This window comes from Aquamicrobium lusatiense (genome assembly GCF_014201615.1).
GTDB lineage: Bacteria > Pseudomonadota > Alphaproteobacteria > Rhizobiales > Rhizobiaceae > Mesorhizobium > Mesorhizobium lusatiense.
In genome coordinates, this window is record NZ_JACHEU010000001.1 from 2,745,082 (window position 1) to 2,762,472 (window position 17,391).

A 17,391-nucleotide genomic window follows, 5' to 3' on the forward strand; every position below is an offset into this window, starting at 1 on the left:
ATGCTCACACCTGGACGGCTCAGCCTCGCCCGGAAGCGGAGGGGGCTGACGAAGAAGGGATTCGCGGAAGAGCTGGGCGTCGCCCCACACACCGTGCTCCGGTACGAGAGCGGCGAAATCTCGCCGCCTCCGGAGACGATCGAGCGCATTGCGCGGATCCTCGATTTCCCCGAGAGCTTCTTTTCCTCACCCGATGTCGACGAAGTGGTCGCCGATGCAGCCAGCTTCCGCAGCCTCACGTCGATGACGGCCAAGGATCGGGACGCGGCTCTTGCGGCGGGCACGCTCGCCTACATCCTGTCCGATTGGGTCGACGAGAATTTCAGCCTACCCGAGCCTGAACTGGTCGATCTCAAGGGCGAAACCCCGGAGGTGGCGGCGCGCTCGCTTCGGCAGGAGTGGGGCCTCGGTGAGCAACCGATCAAGAACACCGTGCACCTCATGGAGGCGAAGGGTGTCCGCGTATTCTCATTGGTCGAGAACACCCGGACGGTCGACGCCTTCTCGGTTTGGCGTGGCGGGCGCCCATTCGTGTTCCTCAACATGATGAAGACGGCAGAGCACAGCCGCTTCGATGCCGCGCATGAGCTGGGGCACCTCGTGCTGCACAAACACGGGGGGCCCAGCGGTCGTAAAGCGGAGGAGGAGGCAAACCGGTTCGCTTCGTCGTTCCTGATGCCGGCGGCGGATGTGCTGGCCCGAATTCCCCGGGTGCACACGCTCAACCAGATCGTGGAGGCAAAAAAGCGGTGGTCCGTCTCCGTGATGGCAATGATCTACCGGCTTCATGCGCTGAAGGTGATCTCCGATTGGCAGTACCGAATGTTCTGTATCCAAGCATCTGACCTAGGCTATCGCACCTCGGAACCATTCGGCATTCCGAGAGAACAGTCGCTCGTCTGGCACAAGGTGCTGACGGCTCTTTGGACCGAGCGCGTCACCAAGAAGGAAATCGCCGAGCGTCTGGCGGTTCCTGTCGGCGAGATTGAAAACCTTCTCTTCGGCCTTGCGACCAATCCTTCTGGTGTTCCGCCACGGCCTACAGCTGGCGGCTTGAAGCTCGTTTCCGGGTGAAGCGAACAGCCTGTCGAGCGCCCTTGCAATCAATCAGGCTATTCCCTCCCGCCTTCATCCGCATCGCTCGTTATCAAGTTGACAAGGACCCTATACCCGTCACCAAAATAGTATGGTGGGTATAATTGAGCATGTTTAAAAACGTCAAATTTGCATCACGGATTGCACTACAAACTGCACTACAGACGGCAAAAGCGTATGGATCAAGTGATTGATTTTATTATCTATTTAAGGGTGAGTGGCGCTTCTCGACCGCACCATCTCCGGATCACGTATCCGGATAGCTTGAAATGCAAGCTTGTTAAGCCGGTATCGGCTGTTTTTTCGCTCTGTAAGCACCTGAAAACTGATCGCCGGGAAAGTTGCCGGCTGTCAAAAATATGCAGCATTGATCTGCCAGTCTGGCCGTTCTTTTGAGGTGGGGTTGCTGATCATCGTGTGGAGAAGTTGCAGAGGCGCCCGATGCGGGCAAAGCCGGAACCATCTGCTTCCGGCGGCTGACGAGCTACAGCACTCTGTGGTGGTCGCCAGACATTTCTGCGCCATATAGAAATCAGCGCCGAAGGACACTTGTTTCTCTTGGAATATTGATCTGAGTTGCGCTACGGAGACCGAAATCCGCAGATGCAGAACCGTGCGAGGCAGCCTCTTGGAAGCTCAGGAACATCAAGCTGCCGCGACAGAGGCCCCTAAGAGCGGCCATAACGAGATTTACGACGAGGACGGCGTCGTTCTTGCCTCGTTTCTCGCGCATATCGGCGCAGCCATCGCAGACCGCGACACGCTGACCCTCAAGCAGGACGTAGCAGCTCTCCACGAATCCGAGCTCGGCCACCTGCTGGAAGCTCTCCAGCCCGATCAGCGCCGCTCTCTGGTGGAATTGCTGGGTACGGATTTCGACTTCTCGGCTCTGACCGAGGTTGACGAAGCCATCCGCCTCGACATCGTTGAAAGCTTGCCCAACGCGCAGATCGCGCAGGCCGTTCAGGAACTTGATTCCGACGACGCGGTCTACATTCTTGAAGATCTCGATCAGGAAGATCAGGACGAGATTCTCGCGCAGCTCCCGTTCACGGAGCGCATCAGGCTGCGCCGTTCGCTGGATTATCCGGAAGAAAGCGCCGGACGCCGCATGCAGACCGAGTTTGTGGCCGTTCCGCCCTTCTGGACGGTTGGGCAGACCATCGACTACATGCGCGAAGACAACGATCTGCCTGACAGCTTCAGCCAGATCTTCGTGATCGACCCGACCTTCAGGCTTCTTGGCGCAATCAATCTCGACCAGATCCTGCGCACCAGGCGCACGGTGAAGGTCGAGGACATCATGCACGAAACCCGCCACGCCATTCCTGCCACCATGGATCAGGAAGAAGCGGCGCGTGAGTTCGAGCAGTACGATCTTCTGTCGGCTGCGGTCGTTGACGAAAATGAGCGGCTGGTCGGCGTGCTCACCATCGACGACGTCGTCGACGTTATCCAGGAAGAGGCCGAGGAAGATCTCATGCGCCTCGGCGGCGTTGGCGACGAAGAACTGTCGGACACCATACTGGCCGCCTCGCGCTCACGCGTGCCGTGGCTGCTGGTTAACCTGTTTACGGCGTTTCTGGCAGCTTCGGTCATCGGCCTGTTCGATCAGACAATCGAGCGCGTGGTGGCCTTAGCCGTGTTGATGCCGATCGTAGCCGGCATGGGTGGAAACGCGGCCTCGCAGACCATGACCGTCACCGTGCGCGCGCTCGCCACGAAGGATCTCGATATCTACAATGCATGGCGCATCATTCGCCGTGAAATGGGCGTCGGCTTCATCAACGGCATCATCTTCGCCGTGCTGATCGGGATCGTGGCCGCAACCTGGTTTTCGGATCCCTATCTTGGTTGCATCATCGCCAGCGCGATGGTCATCAACATGTTCGTGGCGGCCGTGGCAGGTATCCTCATTCCCTTGCTGCTCGACAGATATGGCGTCGATCCGGCCGTTGCCTCGGCCGTTTTCGTCACTGCCGTCACCGACGTCGTGGGCTTTTTCGCCTTTCTCGGACTCGCATCTCTGTGGTTCGGCTTCGGTTAAATGGATTTAATTGACTTTTACGTAAGTGCTGTGCGAGATTTCCCAATCATTCTCGCGTGCGGATGATTCTGCGACTGCATCCGGCGCTGGATAAAAAGCTCTTCTGCGGCTTCGGTTTCGTGGCGACAAAGCTGTAGCGCCTGCGACGAGAGGAGCTTTCGCAGGCAGGCTGTGCTTCGAGCCGGGTCTGAATGGCCGGTTGATCTCCGGCAAGAAAGCAGCCGTCTGGCGAATACATTATCTTTGAGTACAGGACGACGATGCGGGAATATTACACCATTACAGAATTGACCCGCGAGTTCGGCGTGTCCACCCGCACGTTGCGGTTTTATGAGGATGAAGGACTGGTGCTGCCGGTGCGCCGCGGACGGACGCGTCTGTTCCGTCCGGCAGACCGCCACATCATTCGCCAGATATTGCGTGGCAAGCGGCTTGGCTTTTCCATCAACGAGATTCGCGAAATCATCAAGATGTACAAGGAGCCGCCCGGCGAGGTCGGACAGCTGCAGCTGATGATCAAGCGCATCGAGGAAAAGCGCGAGGAACTGCGTCAGAAGCGTCGCGACCTTGAGGACACGCTGGCCGAACTCGATCAGGCCGAGGAGGCCTGCGTCGAGCGCATGGCCGAGCTTGGCGTCAACACCTGAGGCTGGACATCAGCCGGGATGAGGCTTCGCGGAAAAACGCCTCAGACCAGTTCCGGAACGATCCGGGGTATGTCGTCAAAGCTGTAGCCGAGCCCGAGCGTCAGCCAGCCATAAATTCCCATGAGGATAGAGGTGACGATCGTCGTCCAGATCACCGCGCGCAGCATGTGCGGCCCGCGCGGAGCGCTGGAAACAGTTCCTAACGTGACATTGTCTTCGTCATCCTGCGTTTTAACGCCGAAGGGAAGGATGGCGAACAAAACCAGCCACCACGTGACGAAATAGATGGCGACGAGAGAAACCCAGCTCACGACTGTTCCAGTTCCACAAGCGTTCCGCAAAAATCCTTCGGGTGCAGGAAAAGCACCGGCTTGCCGTGCGCGCCGATTTTCGGTTCACCATCGCCGAGCACCCGTGCCCCGCCAGCCTTAAGCCGATCACGCGCCGTAAGAATATCATCGACCTCGTAGCAGACGTGATGCATGCCGCCGGACGGATTTTTCTCCAGAAAAGCGGCAATGGGCGAGCCCTCGCCCAGCGGTTCAAGCAACTCGACCTTGGTGTTGCCGAGATCGACGAACACCACCGTCACCCCATGTTCCGGCAGGGCCTGCGGCTGTGTGACGGTGCCGCCCAGCGTATCGCGATAGGTGGCGGTCGCCTTCTCAAGGTCCGGCACCGCGATGGCGACATGGTTGAGACGTCCGAGCTTCATTTCCTCACTCCCCAATGAAACCAGCCGTTACCGGGTCACGAACACCGTCACCAGCGGCTTCTTGCCCCAGGCCTGATTGGCTGCGGCACGAACAGCGCGGCGCACGGATTCCTGCACCAGATCGAGATCTTTTCGGCGCTGGCGCGGGATGGAGTCCACCGCGCCGATTGCCGCATCGACCATCAGATCCTCCAACGGCTCGCCGGAAGCATCGGTCTGCGCCACGCCAATGGCAACGATGTCCGGGTCTCCGGCAAGCTCATAGCGATCTTCCAGAACCACGTTGACCACCACATGGCCCGCATAGGAGAGCTTGCGGCGGTCACGGATGCCCATCGCCTCCTCGGTGCCGACCAGCTTGCCATCCTTGTAGAGCCTGCCGAACGGCGCCTTGTCGATGATTGTCGCAGCGCCCGGCCACAGGCGCAGCACGTCGCCATCGCGCACCTGCGCCACCTGCCTGATGCCCTCCATTGCCATCAGCGATCCCTGCGCGACGAGATGTGCCGCCTCGCCATGAACCGGCACGCCGATCTGCGGACGCACCCATTCATACATGCGCCTCAACTCACTGCGGCGCGGGTGGCCCGACACATGCACCAGCGCGTCGCCATCCTCGATGATGCGGATGCCGAGATCGATCAGCCGGTTCTTGATTTCAAGAATGGCCTTCTCGTTGCCGGGAATGGTGCGCGAGGAAAAGATCACCGTATCGCCGGCATTGAGCTCAACCGTCTTCATCTCGTCGCGCGACAGCTTGGCCAGTGCTGCCAGCGGCTCGCCCTGGCTGCCGGTACAGATGATGACCAGATCGCGGCGGTCGATATAGTTGAAGTCTTCCTCGGCAACGAATTCCGGCAGACCGTCCAGATACCCCAGCTCATCCGCCACTTCGATGACCCGCTTCAGCGAACGGCCGAGCACGAGGCATTTGCGCCCGGCATCGCGGGCAGCACGCGCAATCGAAATGATACGACCGACATTGGAGGAGAAGGTGGTGATGGCAACGCGGCCCTTCTCCTGCTCGATCAGCGTCTTGAGACTTGCGCCGACCTCCTCCTCGGAAGGCGAATCCCCTTCCCGCAGCGCATTGGTGGAATCGCAGATCAGCGCCAGAACGCCCTTGTCGCCATAAGCGCGGAAACGGGCTTCGTCGGTCTTGGGCCCAAGCGTGGGTGCGGGATCTATCTTCCAGTCGCCGGTGTGGATGACGGTTCCGGCAGGCGTGGTGATGGCAAGCGACATCGGCTCGGGAATGGAGTGCGCCACCGGAATGGCCTCGATCTCGAACGGGCCGACCGTGAACTTCTCCCCGGCGCGATAGACCGTCACCGGGATTTTAGGCGCGCCCTGCTCCGATTGCCGCTTGGCTTCGAGAAGCCCCGCGCCGAACGGCGTCATCCACACCGGCGCCTGCAAGCGCGGCCAGATGTCGTGCAGCGCGCCGTAATGATCCTCATGCGCATGGGTGATGACGATGCCACGCAGCCGGTCGAGCTTGTCCTCGATGAAGCGCGTATCGGGCAGGATCAGATCGACACCCGGATGATTGGGTTCGGGAAAGGTCACGCCGACATCGACGATCAGCCATTCACGGGCATGGGCGGGGCCATAGCCGTAGAGAGCGAAATTCATGCCGATCTCGCCGACGCCGCCGAGGGGTATGAAAACCAGTTCGGCGTTTTCCGTTGCAGCCATTCCCGTCTCCAAACTCTGTAAAGCTGTGGCCCTATAGCAATTCTGGCAAAAGTGCGAAGCGGCAGAAAAGCAAATACGCTTTAAACAGCGCTGGCGCTGGCGACCGCACCAAAATGAACATCGCCTGCCGCAACCTTCACGACGCCGCCATCGTGGTCGCGAATGACGAAGCGGCAGTCCTCATCTATGGTCTCGAAGATACCGCGCACCACCCTGTTGTCGATCCGCACCGCAACCTCGCTGCCAATCCCGGCAGCACGTTCCAGCCAGCGGTTGCGGATGGCGGCAAGGCCCCGCCCCTCGCTCCACAGCCGCGCATTGTCGGCCCATGCATCGGACAGCGCCAGAAACAGCGTTTCGGCATCACAGGCAGCACCCAGCGCCCTGAGCGACGTGGCCGGATAAGGCAGGTCTTGCGGATGGGCAATGACATTGACGCCAATGCCCACAGCGACGGCAAAGCGCCCCTCGCCCAGCATCGTCGATTCCAGCAGGATACCGGCCATCTTGGCGCCGGAAGCCAGAACATCATTCGGCCATTTCAGCTCGAAACGATTGCGGCTGTTGTTGCCGACGCCGCGCCCGGCATCAATGCCCACTGCGATATTGCCGTTGGGAACAACGGCGTCGAGGGCGTCCGCCAGCGCAAGTCCGGCAACGAAGCCAAGCGTGGAGGCCAGCTTCAGCTCATAATCCGCAACCACGAGCAGGGTGGCGGCGAGATTGCCCGGCGGTGATTGCCAGGCACGGCCGCGACGCCCGCGCCCGCCCTGCTGGTTCTTCGAAACCACCCACAGCCTGCCCGCGTCACCGGCGCGCGCAAGGTCGAGCGCCTCGGCATTGGTCGAACCGATCGTGTCGTGCTCGGCGAGGCGGTAGCCGTCGGTTACCGCCGTGGGCGCCAGCGTAAAGGCCATCAGAAGAACGTCTTCGCGGCTGCCTGCGCCATGGAACTGACCGAACCGCCGATGAGCACGTAGAGCAGCACGAAGGCGCCCGACAGGCCCAGAATGATGCGCAGTTCCGCAGCCATCGGCTGGAAACCGCCGGCAGGTTCATCGAACCACATAATCTTGATGATGCGCAGATAGTAGAATGCTGCAACGACCGAGGTCAGGACGCCGATGACGGCAAGCGCGTAGAGCCCGGCATCGATGGCTGCGAGGAACACGTACCACTTCGCCCAGAACCCGGCCAGCCACGGAATACCGGCCAGCGAGAACAGCAGAATGGTCATGATCGTCGCCATGATCGGGTTGGTCTGCGACAGGCCGGAGAGATCGCTGATGTCCTCGACGTTGCTGTCGCCACGGCGCATGGAGAGGATGAAGGCGAACATGCCGAGCGTCATCACCACATAGATCAGCATGTAGATCATGACGCCGCGCACGCCGGCCTCGCTGTTGGCGGCAAGGCCGACCAGTGCAAAGCCCATATGGCCGATGGAGGAATAAGCCATCAGGCGCTTGAAGTTGCGCTGGCCGATGGCGGCGAACGAGCCGAGCGCCATCGAGGCGATGGACACGAAGACGATGATCTGCTGCCAGTCCGCGGCTGTGGGCTGGAAGGTTTCCATGACCATACGCAGGATCAGCGCCATGGTCGCCACCTTGGGCGCAACGGCGAAGAACGCGGTTACCGGCGTCGGCGAGCCTTCATAGACATCCGGCGTCCACATATGGAAGGGCGCGGCGGAAATCTTGAAGACCAGACCGGAGAGGATGAAGACCACCCCGAACAGGACGCCGATCTGGCGCTCCTTGCCGGTCAGCGTCGACGAGATGACGTCGAAGTCGATCGAGCCGGTGTAACCATAGACCAGCGAAATGCCGTACAGCATCATGCCGGTGCCGAGCGCGCCGAGCACGAAATATTTGAGGCCCGCCTCGCTGGAGCGGAGGCTGTCGCGATGGATGGCGGCAACGATGTAGAGCGCCAGCGACTGCAGCTCGAAGCTCAGATAGAGCGCAATCATGTCGTTGGCGGAAGCCATCAGCAGCATGCCGACGGTCGAGAGCATGACCAGGACGGGATATTCGAACGTGTCGAAATTCTGCTGGCGGGTGTAGCGAACCGACATGATCAGCGCGACGGCCGAGCCGCCGAGCGTCAGAAGCTTCATGAAGCGCGCGAAGGGATCGATGACGAAGGAATTGCCGAACGCCTTGCCTTCACCCGTGTGGAAAGCCAGCCACAGGCCGGCCACCGCCATGACCACGACGGCCAGCGTCGTGACCAGTGCGCTGGGACGGCCCTTCGAAAACACGCCGACCATCAAAAGCACGATGGCACCTGCCACCATGATGAGTTCGGGCGTGACAAGCGCGAGACTGTTGGAGAGTTCCGGCGTCATTGTTACCTAGGTCTCCGGTCAGTTTAGGGCCGCGGTCTGCGCGGCATTGATCGATGCGGTGACGTTTTCCACAAGCGCCCTCACCGACTCGGCGGTCACATCGAAGACCGGAGCGGGATAGACGCCGTAGAAGATCGTCAGCACCACAAGCGGATAGAGCACGACCTTCTCGCGGGTGGAGAGGTCGAGCAGGCTCATCAGGCCTTCCTTGGTCAGCGCGCCAAACACCACGCGGCGGTAGAGCCACAGGGCGTAGCCGGCCGACAGGATCACGCCGGTCGCGGCAAAGAAGGCGACCCATGTGTTGACCCGGAACACACCGAGCAGCGTCAGGAATTCGCCCACGAACCCGCTGGTGCCCGGCAGGCCGACATTGGCCATGGTCAGGATCAGGAAGGCGACGGCGTATTTCGGCATGTTGTTCACGAGGCCGCCATAGGCGTCGATCTCGCGGGTATGCATGCGGTCATAGATGACACCCACGCACAGGAACAGCGCCGACGAGACAAGGCCATGCGACAGCATCTGGAAGATGGCGCCCTCGATGCCCTCGACGTTCATGGCGAAGATACCCATGGTCACGTAGCCCATATGGGCGACCGACGAATAGGCGATCAGCTTCTTCATGTCCTCCTGCATCAGCGCCACCAGCGAGGTGTAGATGATGCCGATCACGGAGAGCGTGAACACGAAGGGCTGAAACATGTCCGAAGCGAGCGGAAACATCGGCAGCGAGAAGCGCAGGAAGCCGTAGCCGCCCATCTTCAGCAGAATGCCCGCCAGAATGACCGAGCCCGCGGTCGGTGCCTCGACGTGCGCGTCCGGCAGCCAGGTGTGCACTGGCCACATCGGCATCTTCACCGCGAAGGAGGCGAAGAAGGCGAGCCACAGCCATGTCTGCATGCCGGCCGGGAAGCCGTGCGTCAGCAGCGTGGGAATGTCGGTGGTGCCGGCCTCCCAGAACATCGCCATGATGGCGAGCAGCATCAGCACCGAGCCGAGCAGCGTATAGAGGAAGAACTTGAACGAAGCATAGACGCGGCGCTTGCCGCCCCAGACACCGATGATGATGAACATCGGGATCAGACCAGCCTCGAAGAAGACGTAGAACAGCACGATGTCGAGCGCGCAGAATACGCCGATCATCAGCGTTTCCAGAAGCAGGAAGGCGATCATATAGGCCTTCACGCGCTTCTGCACCGCTTCCCACGATGCCAGGATGCACAGCGGCATCAGGAAGGTGGTGAGGATCACGAACAGCATCGAAATGCCGTCGACGCCCATATGATAGGAGATGCCGCTGTCCAGCCACTCCGCCTTCTCGACCATCTGGAAGCCGGACTGCGAGGTGTCGAAGCCGGTCCAGATGAACAGCGACACCACAAAGGTGACCACTGTCGTCAGCAGCGTGATGGAACGGATGTTGCGGCGACCGTTCTCGCTTTCGTCACTGATCAGCAGCACCAGAAGTGCGCCGACCAGCGGCAGGAACGTGACCGTAGAAAGAATGGGCCAGTCGGTCATAGCATCATCCAGGTGGCAAGTGCGGCAACGCCGATCAGCATTGCGAAGGCGTAGTGATAGAGATAGCCGGACTGCAGCTTCACGACGCGCTGCGTGACGTCGACGACGCGCGCTGAAATACCGTCAGGCCCGAGCCCGTCGATGATCTTCCCGTCGCCGGTCTTCCACAGAAAGCGGCCGATCGCCTTGGCGGAGCGCACGAACAGGAAGTCATACAGTTCGTCGAAGTACCACTTGTTCAGCAGGAACTGGTAAAGGCCCCGGTGCTGCGCGGCCAGACGCTTCGGCGTCTCCGGCGAGCGGATGTAGAACTGGTACGACAGCAGGAAGCCGACGACCATCGCCACGAACGGCGACATCTTCACCCACATCGGCACATTGTGCATTTCATGGAGGACATGGTTGTCGGCAGAGGTGAACAGCGCCGTCTTCCAGAACGCCTCATAGGCTTCTCCGATGAACTGATCGTGGAACACGAAGCCCGCGAACAGCGCGCCAACGGCGAGGATGTAGAGTGGCACCAGCATCACCGGCGGCGACTCATGGACATGATGCAGAACATCCTCGCTGGCGCGCGACTTGCCGTGGAACGTCATGAAGATCAGGCGCCAGGAATAGAAGGAGGTGAAGCAGGCGGCGATCACCAGCAGCGCAAAGGCATAGCCGGCAACAGCGTTATGGCCGACAAAGGCGCTCTCGATGATGGCATCCTTGGAGAAGAAGCCCGCGGTGCCGATCACCGTGGCGGGAATGCCGAGGCCGGTCAGCGCGATGGTGCCGATGATCATCATCCAGTAGGTGGTCGGTATCAGCTTGCGGATGCCGCCCATCTTGCGCATGTCCTGCTCGTCGGACATGGCGTGGATGACCGAGCCCGAGCCGAGGAACAGCAGCGCTTTGAAGAAGGCGTGCGTGAACAGGTGGAACACCGCGGCGCCGTAAGCGCCCACGCCCAGCGCCACGAACATGTAGCCAAGCTGCGAACAGGTCGAATAGGCGATGACGCGCTTGATGTCGTTCTGCACGAGACCGACGGTCGCCGCGAAGAAGGCGGTCGTCGCGCCGATGAAGGTGACGACGGTGAGCGCACTGTGCGACAACTCGAACAGAGGCGACAGGCGCGCCAGCATGAACACGCCGGCCGTCACCATGGTGGCGGCGTGGATAAGCGCCGAAACCGGGGTAGGGCCTTCCATGGCGTCCGGCAGCCAGGTGTGCAGCGGCACCTGAGCCGACTTGCCCATGGCGCCCATGAACAGCAGAAGGCACACGATGGTCATCGCCGCCGTCTTGTCGAGCGAGTATCCGAGGAAGGTCAGCACGGTTGCGCTGTCCGCCGCGCCCTCGGCCGGCAGGTAATTCGCCGTGCTGGCAAAGATGGTCGAGAAGTTGACCGAGCCGAACAGCACGAACACGCCGAACAGGCCGAGCAGGAAGCCGAAGTCACCCACGCGGTTGACGATGAAGGCCTTCATGGCCGCCGCACTGGCGGAAGGCTTCTTGTACCAGAAGCCGATCAGCAGATAGGAGGCAAGGCCGACGCCTTCCCAGCCGAAGAACATCTGCACCAGATTGTCGGAGGTTACCAGCATCAGCATGGCGAAGGTGAACAGCGACAGGTAGGCGAAGAAGCGCGGCCGATGCGGGTCGTGGTGCATGTAGCCGATCGAATAGATGTGAACCAGCGCCGAGACGGTGTTGACCACCACCAGCATGACAACGGTCAGCGTGTCGATGCGCAGCGCCCAGTCGGCATCGAGCCCGCCCGACTGCAGCCAGCGCAGAAGCGGCACGGTGAAGGTTTCCGTCTCGGAGAAGCCGACCGTGAAGAACGCTACCCACGACAGCGCGGCCACGATCACCATCAGGCCTGATGTGAGATACTCCGAAGCCCTGGCGCCGATCGCGTTGCCGAACAGGCCGACGATCAGGAACCCGATGAGGGGCAGAAAGACGATGGCTTGATACATGGTTACGCCTCAGCCCTTCATCATATTCACGTCTTCCACCGCGATGGAGCCGCGGTTGCGGAAGAAAACCACCAGAATGGACAGGCCGATCGCCGCCTCGGCCGCTGCGACGGTCAGCACGAACAGCACGAAAATCTGTCCCATCAGATCGTTGAGCACCGAGGAGAAGGCGACCAGATTGATATTGGCCGCCAGCAACAGCAGCTCGATCGACATCATGATGACGATGACGTTCTTGCGGTTCAGGAAGATGCCGAACACGCCGATCGTGAACAGGATTGCCGAGAGTGTCAGATAATGTCCGATGCCGACGGTCATGTCAGATGCCCTTCCCCGTCTCGACCTTGCGTACTTCGATGGAGGTTTCCGGCGTGCGGCCGACCTGCTCGGAAATCGACTGCCGCTTGACGCCCTGCTTGTGGCGCAGCGTCAGAACGATGGCGCCGACCATGGCGACCAGCAGCACGAGACCGGCCATCTGGAAGAAATGGATGTAATCCGTGTAGAGGACATCGCCGAGAACCGCCGTATTGGTGCGCTCAGCCATATCCGGGATCGGCCGCGCGACGGAAGCTCCAAGCTCGGGAGAGAGCACATAGCCGCCGGTCACGATGATCAGCTCGGCTGCGAAGATCAGCCCGACCAGCGCGCCGATCGGCGCGTAGCGCAGCGCGCCCTGTTTGAACTCGGCGAAATCGACGTCGAGCATCATGACCACGAACAGGAACAGCACCATGACCGCGCCCACATAGACGATGAGCAGGATCAGCGCCAGGAACTCGGCTCCGGCCAGCAGGAACAGCCCCGCCGCATTGAAGAATGCGAGGATCAGGAACAGCACCGAATGCACCGGATTGCGCGACGAAATAACCATCAGGGCCGATGCGACCGCGACGAGGGCGAAGAGGTAGAAGAAAGCCGCCTCTAGTCCTTCAAGCATGGGGATCCCCCGGGTTTCCAAATCCTGATTCCATGCCGCCTCCGGTCATGAAATCGCGTGTTCCTTAGACGAGCCATCGCGGCCCGTCCATGTCTCAAATGCCGCTGCCCGGACACCGCGTCCGGCAGCTGCCCTTAACGATAAGGTGCGTCCAGCGCCATGTTGCGGGCGATCTCCCGCTCCCAGCGGTCGCCGTTGGCAAGCAGCTTGTCCTTGTCGTAGTAGAGTTCCTCGCGCGTTTCCGTCGCGAATTCGAAATTCGGCCCTTCTACGATGGCATCGACCGGGCACGCTTCCTGGCAGAAGCCGCAATAGATGCACTTCACCATGTCGATGTCGTAACGCACCGTGCGGCGGGTGCCGTCATTGCGGCGCGGGCCGGCCTCGATGGTGATGGCCTGCGCCGGGCAGATCGCCTCGCAAAGCTTGCACGCGATGCAGCGCTCTTCGCCGTTCGGATAGCGGCGCAGAGCATGCTCGCCGCGGAAACGGGGGCTGATCATGCCCTTTTCATGCGGATAGTTGATGGTTTCCTTGGGCTCGAACATCTTCTTGATGCCCAGCCAGTAGCCACCCACGATATCTTTCAGAATCAGCGACTTAGCCGCTTGAGCGAATGCAGACATCAGGCAAGCCCCGTCAGCTTGAGGAAAGCGGCCGTGGCCACGACCATGAACAGCGAGATCGGAAGGAAGACCTTCCAGCCCAGCCGCATGAGCTGATCGTAGCGGTAACGCGGAAGAACGCCCTTGGCCATCGAGATGATGAAGAACACGAAGCACACCTTGAGGACGAACCAGATGACGCCAGGGACCCAGGTGAACGGCGCGAAGTCGAAAGGCGGCAGCCAGCCTCCGAGGAAGAGGATGGTGGTCAGCGCGCACATCAGCACGATCGCCACATACTCACCGAGGAAGAACAGCAGGAAGGCCGTCGACGAATATTCCACCATGTGGCCGGCGACCAGCTCCGATTCCGCTTCGACGAGGTCGAAGGGCGGACGGTTGGTCTCTGCCAGCGCCGAGATGATGAAGATGATGAACATCGGGAACAGCGCGAGCCAGTGCCAGTCGAGGAAGCTGTTGGAAAGCCCGAGCCAGGTGCCGATGCCGCTCTGCTGGGCCATCACGATGTCGGTCAGGTTCAGCGAACCGACCAGCAGCAGCACGGTGACGATGACGAAGCCGATCGAGACTTCATAGGACACCATCTGCGCGGCGGAGCGGAGCGCGCCGAGGAACGGATATTTCGAGTTCGAAGCCCAGCCGCCCATGATGACGCCGTACACTTCAAGGCCCGAAATCGCCAGAATGTAGAGGATACCGACATTGATGTTGGCGACCGCCCAGCCTTCGTTCACCGGAATGACGGCCCATGTCGCCATGGCCAGAACCGACGTCACCAGCGGGGCCAGAAGGAACACCGCTTTGTTGGCGCCGGCCGGAATCACCGGCTCCTTGAACACGAATTTCAGAAGGTCAGCGAAGGCCTGAAGCAGGCCCCATGGTCCGACCACGTTCGGACCGCGGCGCATCTGCACGGCGGCCCAGATCTTGCGGTCGGCATAGAGGATATAGGCCACGAAGATCAGCAGGATGACCAGCAGCGCCAGCGACTTGGCTAGAACGATCAGCGCCGGCAGGATGTAGAAGGAGAAGAAGCTGTCGTCCATGTCTTATTCCGCCGCCTGCTGGAAGCCACCCTGCGCCAGCGCGGAGCACTCGGCCATGACGGCAGAGGCGCGCGTGATCGGGTTGGTCAGGTAGAAGTCGCGCACCGGCGACACGAAACCGGCCTTGTCGGTCTTGCCGCCGAGCTTCGCAACAGCGGCAATGTCTTCCGCCGCGCCCGTTTCGATCTGGTCGATGCGGGCGAGATACGGAAACTCGCCATAGAGCTGGCTGCGCAACTGCGCCAGCGAATCGAACGGCAGCCTGTGGCCCAGAACATCGGAAAGCGCGCGGAAGATCGCCCAGTCCTCACGGGCATCGCCCGGCGCGAAGCCTGCGCGGCTGGTCTGCTGCACGCGGCCTTCGGTGTTCACATAGGTGCCCGACTTCTCGGTATAGGCCGAGGCCGGCAGGATCACGTCGGCGCGGTGGGCGCCGGCATCGCCATGCGTGCCGACATAGACCACGAACCCGGCCTTCACCTTGTCCATCTCGATCTCATCGGCGCCGAGCAGGAACAGCACATCCGTGTTATCCAGCATCGAAGCGGTATCCCGGCCGCCCTCGCCCGGCACGAAACCGATGTCGAGGCCGCCGACACGTGCGGCGGCATGGTGCAGCACTGCAAAGCCGTTCCAATCGGGTCCGACGGCATCCACCGCCGTCGCCAGTTTCGCGGCCAGACCGAGCACGGCAGCACCATCGGTGCGCGCCAGAGCGCCCTGCCCCACGATGATCAGCGGACGCTCGGCCTTCTTCAGCGCCTCGAAGAAGCTGCCATTGCCGTCGGCGATATCCTTGAGCGTCTCGGGACCGGCGCCGAGCGCTTCGTAATCATAGCGCAGATCGCCGAACTCACCGATGACGCCGATCGGCAGCGGGCCGGCGCGGAAGCGCTTGCGGATACGCGCGTTCAGAACCGACGCCTCGAAGCGCGGATTGGCGCCGATGATGAGGATCGCGTCGGCATCCTCGATGCCCTCGATCGTCGGATTGAAGATATAGCTGGCGCGGCCAAGCGCGGGATTGAGCGCCGTTCCGTCCTGACGGCAGTCGATGTTGGCGGAGCCCAGCGAGGTCATCAGGCGCTTCAGCGCATACATTTCCTCGACCGCTGCAAGGTCGCCGGCAATCGCACCGATGCGCTCGGGCGAGGTTGCGGAAACAGCGTCGCGGATCGCGGCGAAGGCCTCGGCCCAGCTTGCCGGCCTCAGCTTGCCGTCACGGCGCACATAGGGCCGGTCGAGACGCTGCGTGCGCAGGCCGTCCCAGATGAAGCGGGTCTTGTCGGAGATCCACTCCTCGTTCACCTGCTCGTTGATGCGCGGCAGAATGCGCATGACCTCGCGGCCGCGCGTGTCGACGCGGATGGCCGAGCCGACCGCGTCCATCACGTCGATGGATTCCGTCTTGGTCAGCTCCCACGGACGCGCCTGGAAGGCATAGGGACGCGCGGTCAGCGCACCGACCGGGCACAGGTCGATGACGTTGCCCTGCATTTCGGAGGTCATCGCCTGTTCGAGATAGGTGGTGATCTCGGCATCCTCGCCACGGCCGATCAGGCCAAGCTCGGAAATGCCGGCCACTTCCGTGGTGAAGCGCACGCAGCGCGTGCAGTGAATGCAGCGCGTCATGATCGTCTTGACCAGCGGACCGATATATTTGTCCTCGACGGCGCGCTTGTTCTCGTGGAAGCGAGAGGAATCGACGCCGAACGCCATCGCCTGGTCCTGCAGGTCGCACTCGCCGCCCTGATCGCAGATCGGGCAATCCAGCGGATGGTTGATGAGCAGGAACTCCATCACGCCTTCGCGGGCCTTCTTGACCATCGGCGTGTTGGTGAACACCTCGGGAAGCTGGCCTTCCGGGCCGGGGCGCAGATCGCGCACGCCCATGGCGCACGAAGCCTGCGGCTTGGGCGGACCGCCCTTCACCTCGACCAGACACATGCGACAGTTGCCGGCGATCGACAGCCGTTCATGGAAGCAGAAACGCGGCACTTCCGCGCCCGCCGCTTCCGCCGCCTGCAGCAGCGTGTAGTGGTCGGGTACCTCGATCTCTTTCCCGTCGACCTTGAGCTTTGCCATTTCGCCTCAACCCCGCAGCCGTGCCGCGATCTTCATTGCCGGCGCTATCGAAGCCGCGCCCTGCCTTGATTTACTTTACCCGTTGCCCGTCTTGCAGCGCCGCTGCCTGCCCGACCCAGTCGTCGCGCCGGATGCGGCCGCGAAAACCGAGCGTATCGTCCATCCACGCGATCTCGGCATCCGTCCATTCCGCAATCTGACGGTAAGTCCAGATGCCATAGCCATTGAGGACCATCTCAAGCTTCGGTCCGACACCTGTGATCGCTTTCAGATCATCAGGGGCGGACGGCTTGTCCAGCGCCTGCGGCTGATGTGTCTTCGCCGGTTCAGAAGCTGCCTTCGCCGGGCGCGATGCATCTTTGCCCGCAACCGCCTTGCCGTTGTCGTACCCGGAAGCGCCCTCGAAGGACTGGAACAGCTTCTGGGAAACCTCGCTCGCACCATTGAACGCGCCGAGCCATATCCCGAAAGCCTGACTGGCCAGACCCAGCCCAAGCGCCGATGCAGCCGCCATTCCGGCCGCCGGATGGACGAGCAGATTAACGGCGCTGGCCATCTCGCTCGGTATCATCTGTGGTGCGTTGTTCTGCATTGCCTCGAAGCTTTTCAAATCGGTCTGCACCGGCAGGATTTCAGGCCTGTGCC

Annotated in this window: 16 protein-coding genes; 3 read left to right on the forward strand and 13 right to left on the reverse strand. The window is 61.4% G+C overall.

The genetic code is table 11. The annotated features are described in order from the left end of the window. The 3 genes from HNR59_RS13160 to HNR59_RS13170 all read left to right on the forward strand — a co-directional run bounded on the left by HNR59_RS13160 (position 1) and on the right by HNR59_RS13170 (position 3,789). Complete coding sequence (locus HNR59_RS13160; RefSeq protein ID WP_183830894.1) at positions 1-1,074, forward strand: XRE family transcriptional regulator; 1,074 nt, start codon at positions 1-3, stop codon at positions 1,072-1,074. Positions 1,075-1,723: 649 nt separating this feature from the next. Next, positions 1,724-3,142 (forward strand): magnesium transporter, encoded by a 1,419-nt coding sequence (mgtE, locus tag HNR59_RS13165; RefSeq protein WP_183830896.1) that lies wholly within the window; start codon positions 1,724-1,726, stop codon positions 3,140-3,142. 260 nt (positions 3,143-3,402) lie between these two features. Continuing rightward, positions 3,403-3,789: a MerR family transcriptional regulator gene (locus HNR59_RS13170; protein ID WP_183830898.1), complete on the forward strand. Its 387-nt coding sequence runs from the start codon at positions 3,403-3,405 to the stop codon at positions 3,787-3,789. A 41-nt stretch (positions 3,790-3,830) separates the two neighbouring features. On the opposite strand, the gene HNR59_RS13175 is transcribed toward HNR59_RS13170, so the two are convergent. From HNR59_RS13175 to HNR59_RS13235, 13 genes are all read right to left on the reverse strand, one after another. Further along, positions 3,831-4,100 (reverse strand): DUF1467 family protein, encoded by a 270-nt coding sequence (locus HNR59_RS13175; protein ID WP_183830901.1) that lies wholly within the window; start codon positions 4,098-4,100, stop codon positions 3,831-3,833. Next, on the reverse strand, positions 4,097-4,504 hold the full coding sequence (gene mce, locus HNR59_RS13180; protein ID WP_183830903.1) for a methylmalonyl-CoA epimerase: 408 nt from the start codon (positions 4,502-4,504) through the stop codon (positions 4,097-4,099). The genes HNR59_RS13175 and mce overlap by 4 nt, the downstream gene beginning before the upstream one ends. Positions 4,505-4,531: 27 nt before the next feature. Continuing rightward, positions 4,532-6,202 (reverse strand): ribonuclease J, encoded by a 1,671-nt coding sequence (locus HNR59_RS13185; RefSeq protein ID WP_183830905.1) that lies wholly within the window; start codon positions 6,200-6,202, stop codon positions 4,532-4,534. 80 nt (positions 6,203-6,282) lie between these two features. Next, a complete protein-coding gene (locus tag HNR59_RS13190; RefSeq protein ID WP_183830907.1) occupies positions 6,283-7,119 on the reverse strand; it encodes a biotin--[acetyl-CoA-carboxylase] ligase in 837 nt (278 codons plus the stop codon). After that, complete coding sequence (gene nuoN, locus HNR59_RS13195; protein ID WP_183830909.1) at positions 7,119-8,555, reverse strand: NADH-quinone oxidoreductase subunit NuoN; 1,437 nt, start codon at positions 8,553-8,555, stop codon at positions 7,119-7,121. Before nuoN ends, HNR59_RS13190 begins: the two co-directional genes overlap by 1 nt. Before the next feature lie 18 nt (positions 8,556-8,573). Continuing rightward, the gene (locus HNR59_RS13200; protein ID WP_183830911.1) at positions 8,574-10,079 is read right to left on the reverse strand and encodes an NADH-quinone oxidoreductase subunit M; all 1,506 of its coding nucleotides are present in this window, start codon (positions 10,077-10,079) and stop codon (positions 8,574-8,576) included. Further along, a complete protein-coding gene (gene nuoL / locus HNR59_RS13205) occupies positions 10,076-12,049 on the reverse strand; it encodes an NADH-quinone oxidoreductase subunit L (protein ID WP_183830913.1) in 1,974 nt (657 codons plus the stop codon). The genes HNR59_RS13200 and nuoL overlap by 4 nt, the downstream gene beginning before the upstream one ends. Before the next feature lie 9 nt (positions 12,050-12,058). After that, positions 12,059-12,367, reverse strand: coding sequence for an NADH-quinone oxidoreductase subunit NuoK (gene nuoK, locus HNR59_RS13210; RefSeq protein ID WP_183830915.1), 309 nt, complete (start codon positions 12,365-12,367; stop codon positions 12,059-12,061). Between the two features lies 1 nt (position 12,368). Then, the gene (locus HNR59_RS13215) at positions 12,369-12,989 is read right to left on the reverse strand and encodes an NADH-quinone oxidoreductase subunit J (protein ID WP_183830917.1); all 621 of its coding nucleotides are present in this window, start codon (positions 12,987-12,989) and stop codon (positions 12,369-12,371) included. Positions 12,990-13,123: 134 nt separating this feature from the next. Further along, positions 13,124-13,615 carry an NADH-quinone oxidoreductase subunit NuoI gene (gene nuoI / locus HNR59_RS13220; protein ID WP_183830919.1) on the reverse strand — a complete coding sequence of 164 codons (492 nt, stop codon included), beginning with the start codon at positions 13,613-13,615 and terminating at the stop codon, positions 13,124-13,126. Further along, complete coding sequence (gene nuoH, locus HNR59_RS13225) at positions 13,615-14,661, reverse strand: NADH-quinone oxidoreductase subunit NuoH (RefSeq protein ID WP_183830921.1); 1,047 nt, start codon at positions 14,659-14,661, stop codon at positions 13,615-13,617. The genes nuoI and nuoH overlap by 1 nt, the downstream gene beginning before the upstream one ends. Positions 14,662-14,664: 3 nt before the next feature. Beyond that, positions 14,665-16,746 (reverse strand): NADH-quinone oxidoreductase subunit NuoG, encoded by a 2,082-nt coding sequence (gene nuoG, locus HNR59_RS13230; RefSeq protein ID WP_183830923.1) that lies wholly within the window; start codon positions 16,744-16,746, stop codon positions 14,665-14,667. Between the two features lie 70 nt (positions 16,747-16,816). Further along, complete coding sequence (locus tag HNR59_RS13235) at positions 16,817-17,338, reverse strand: NADH-ubiquinone dehydrogenase (RefSeq protein WP_183831583.1); 522 nt, start codon at positions 17,336-17,338, stop codon at positions 16,817-16,819. Positions 17,339-17,391 lie beyond the last annotated feature (53 nt).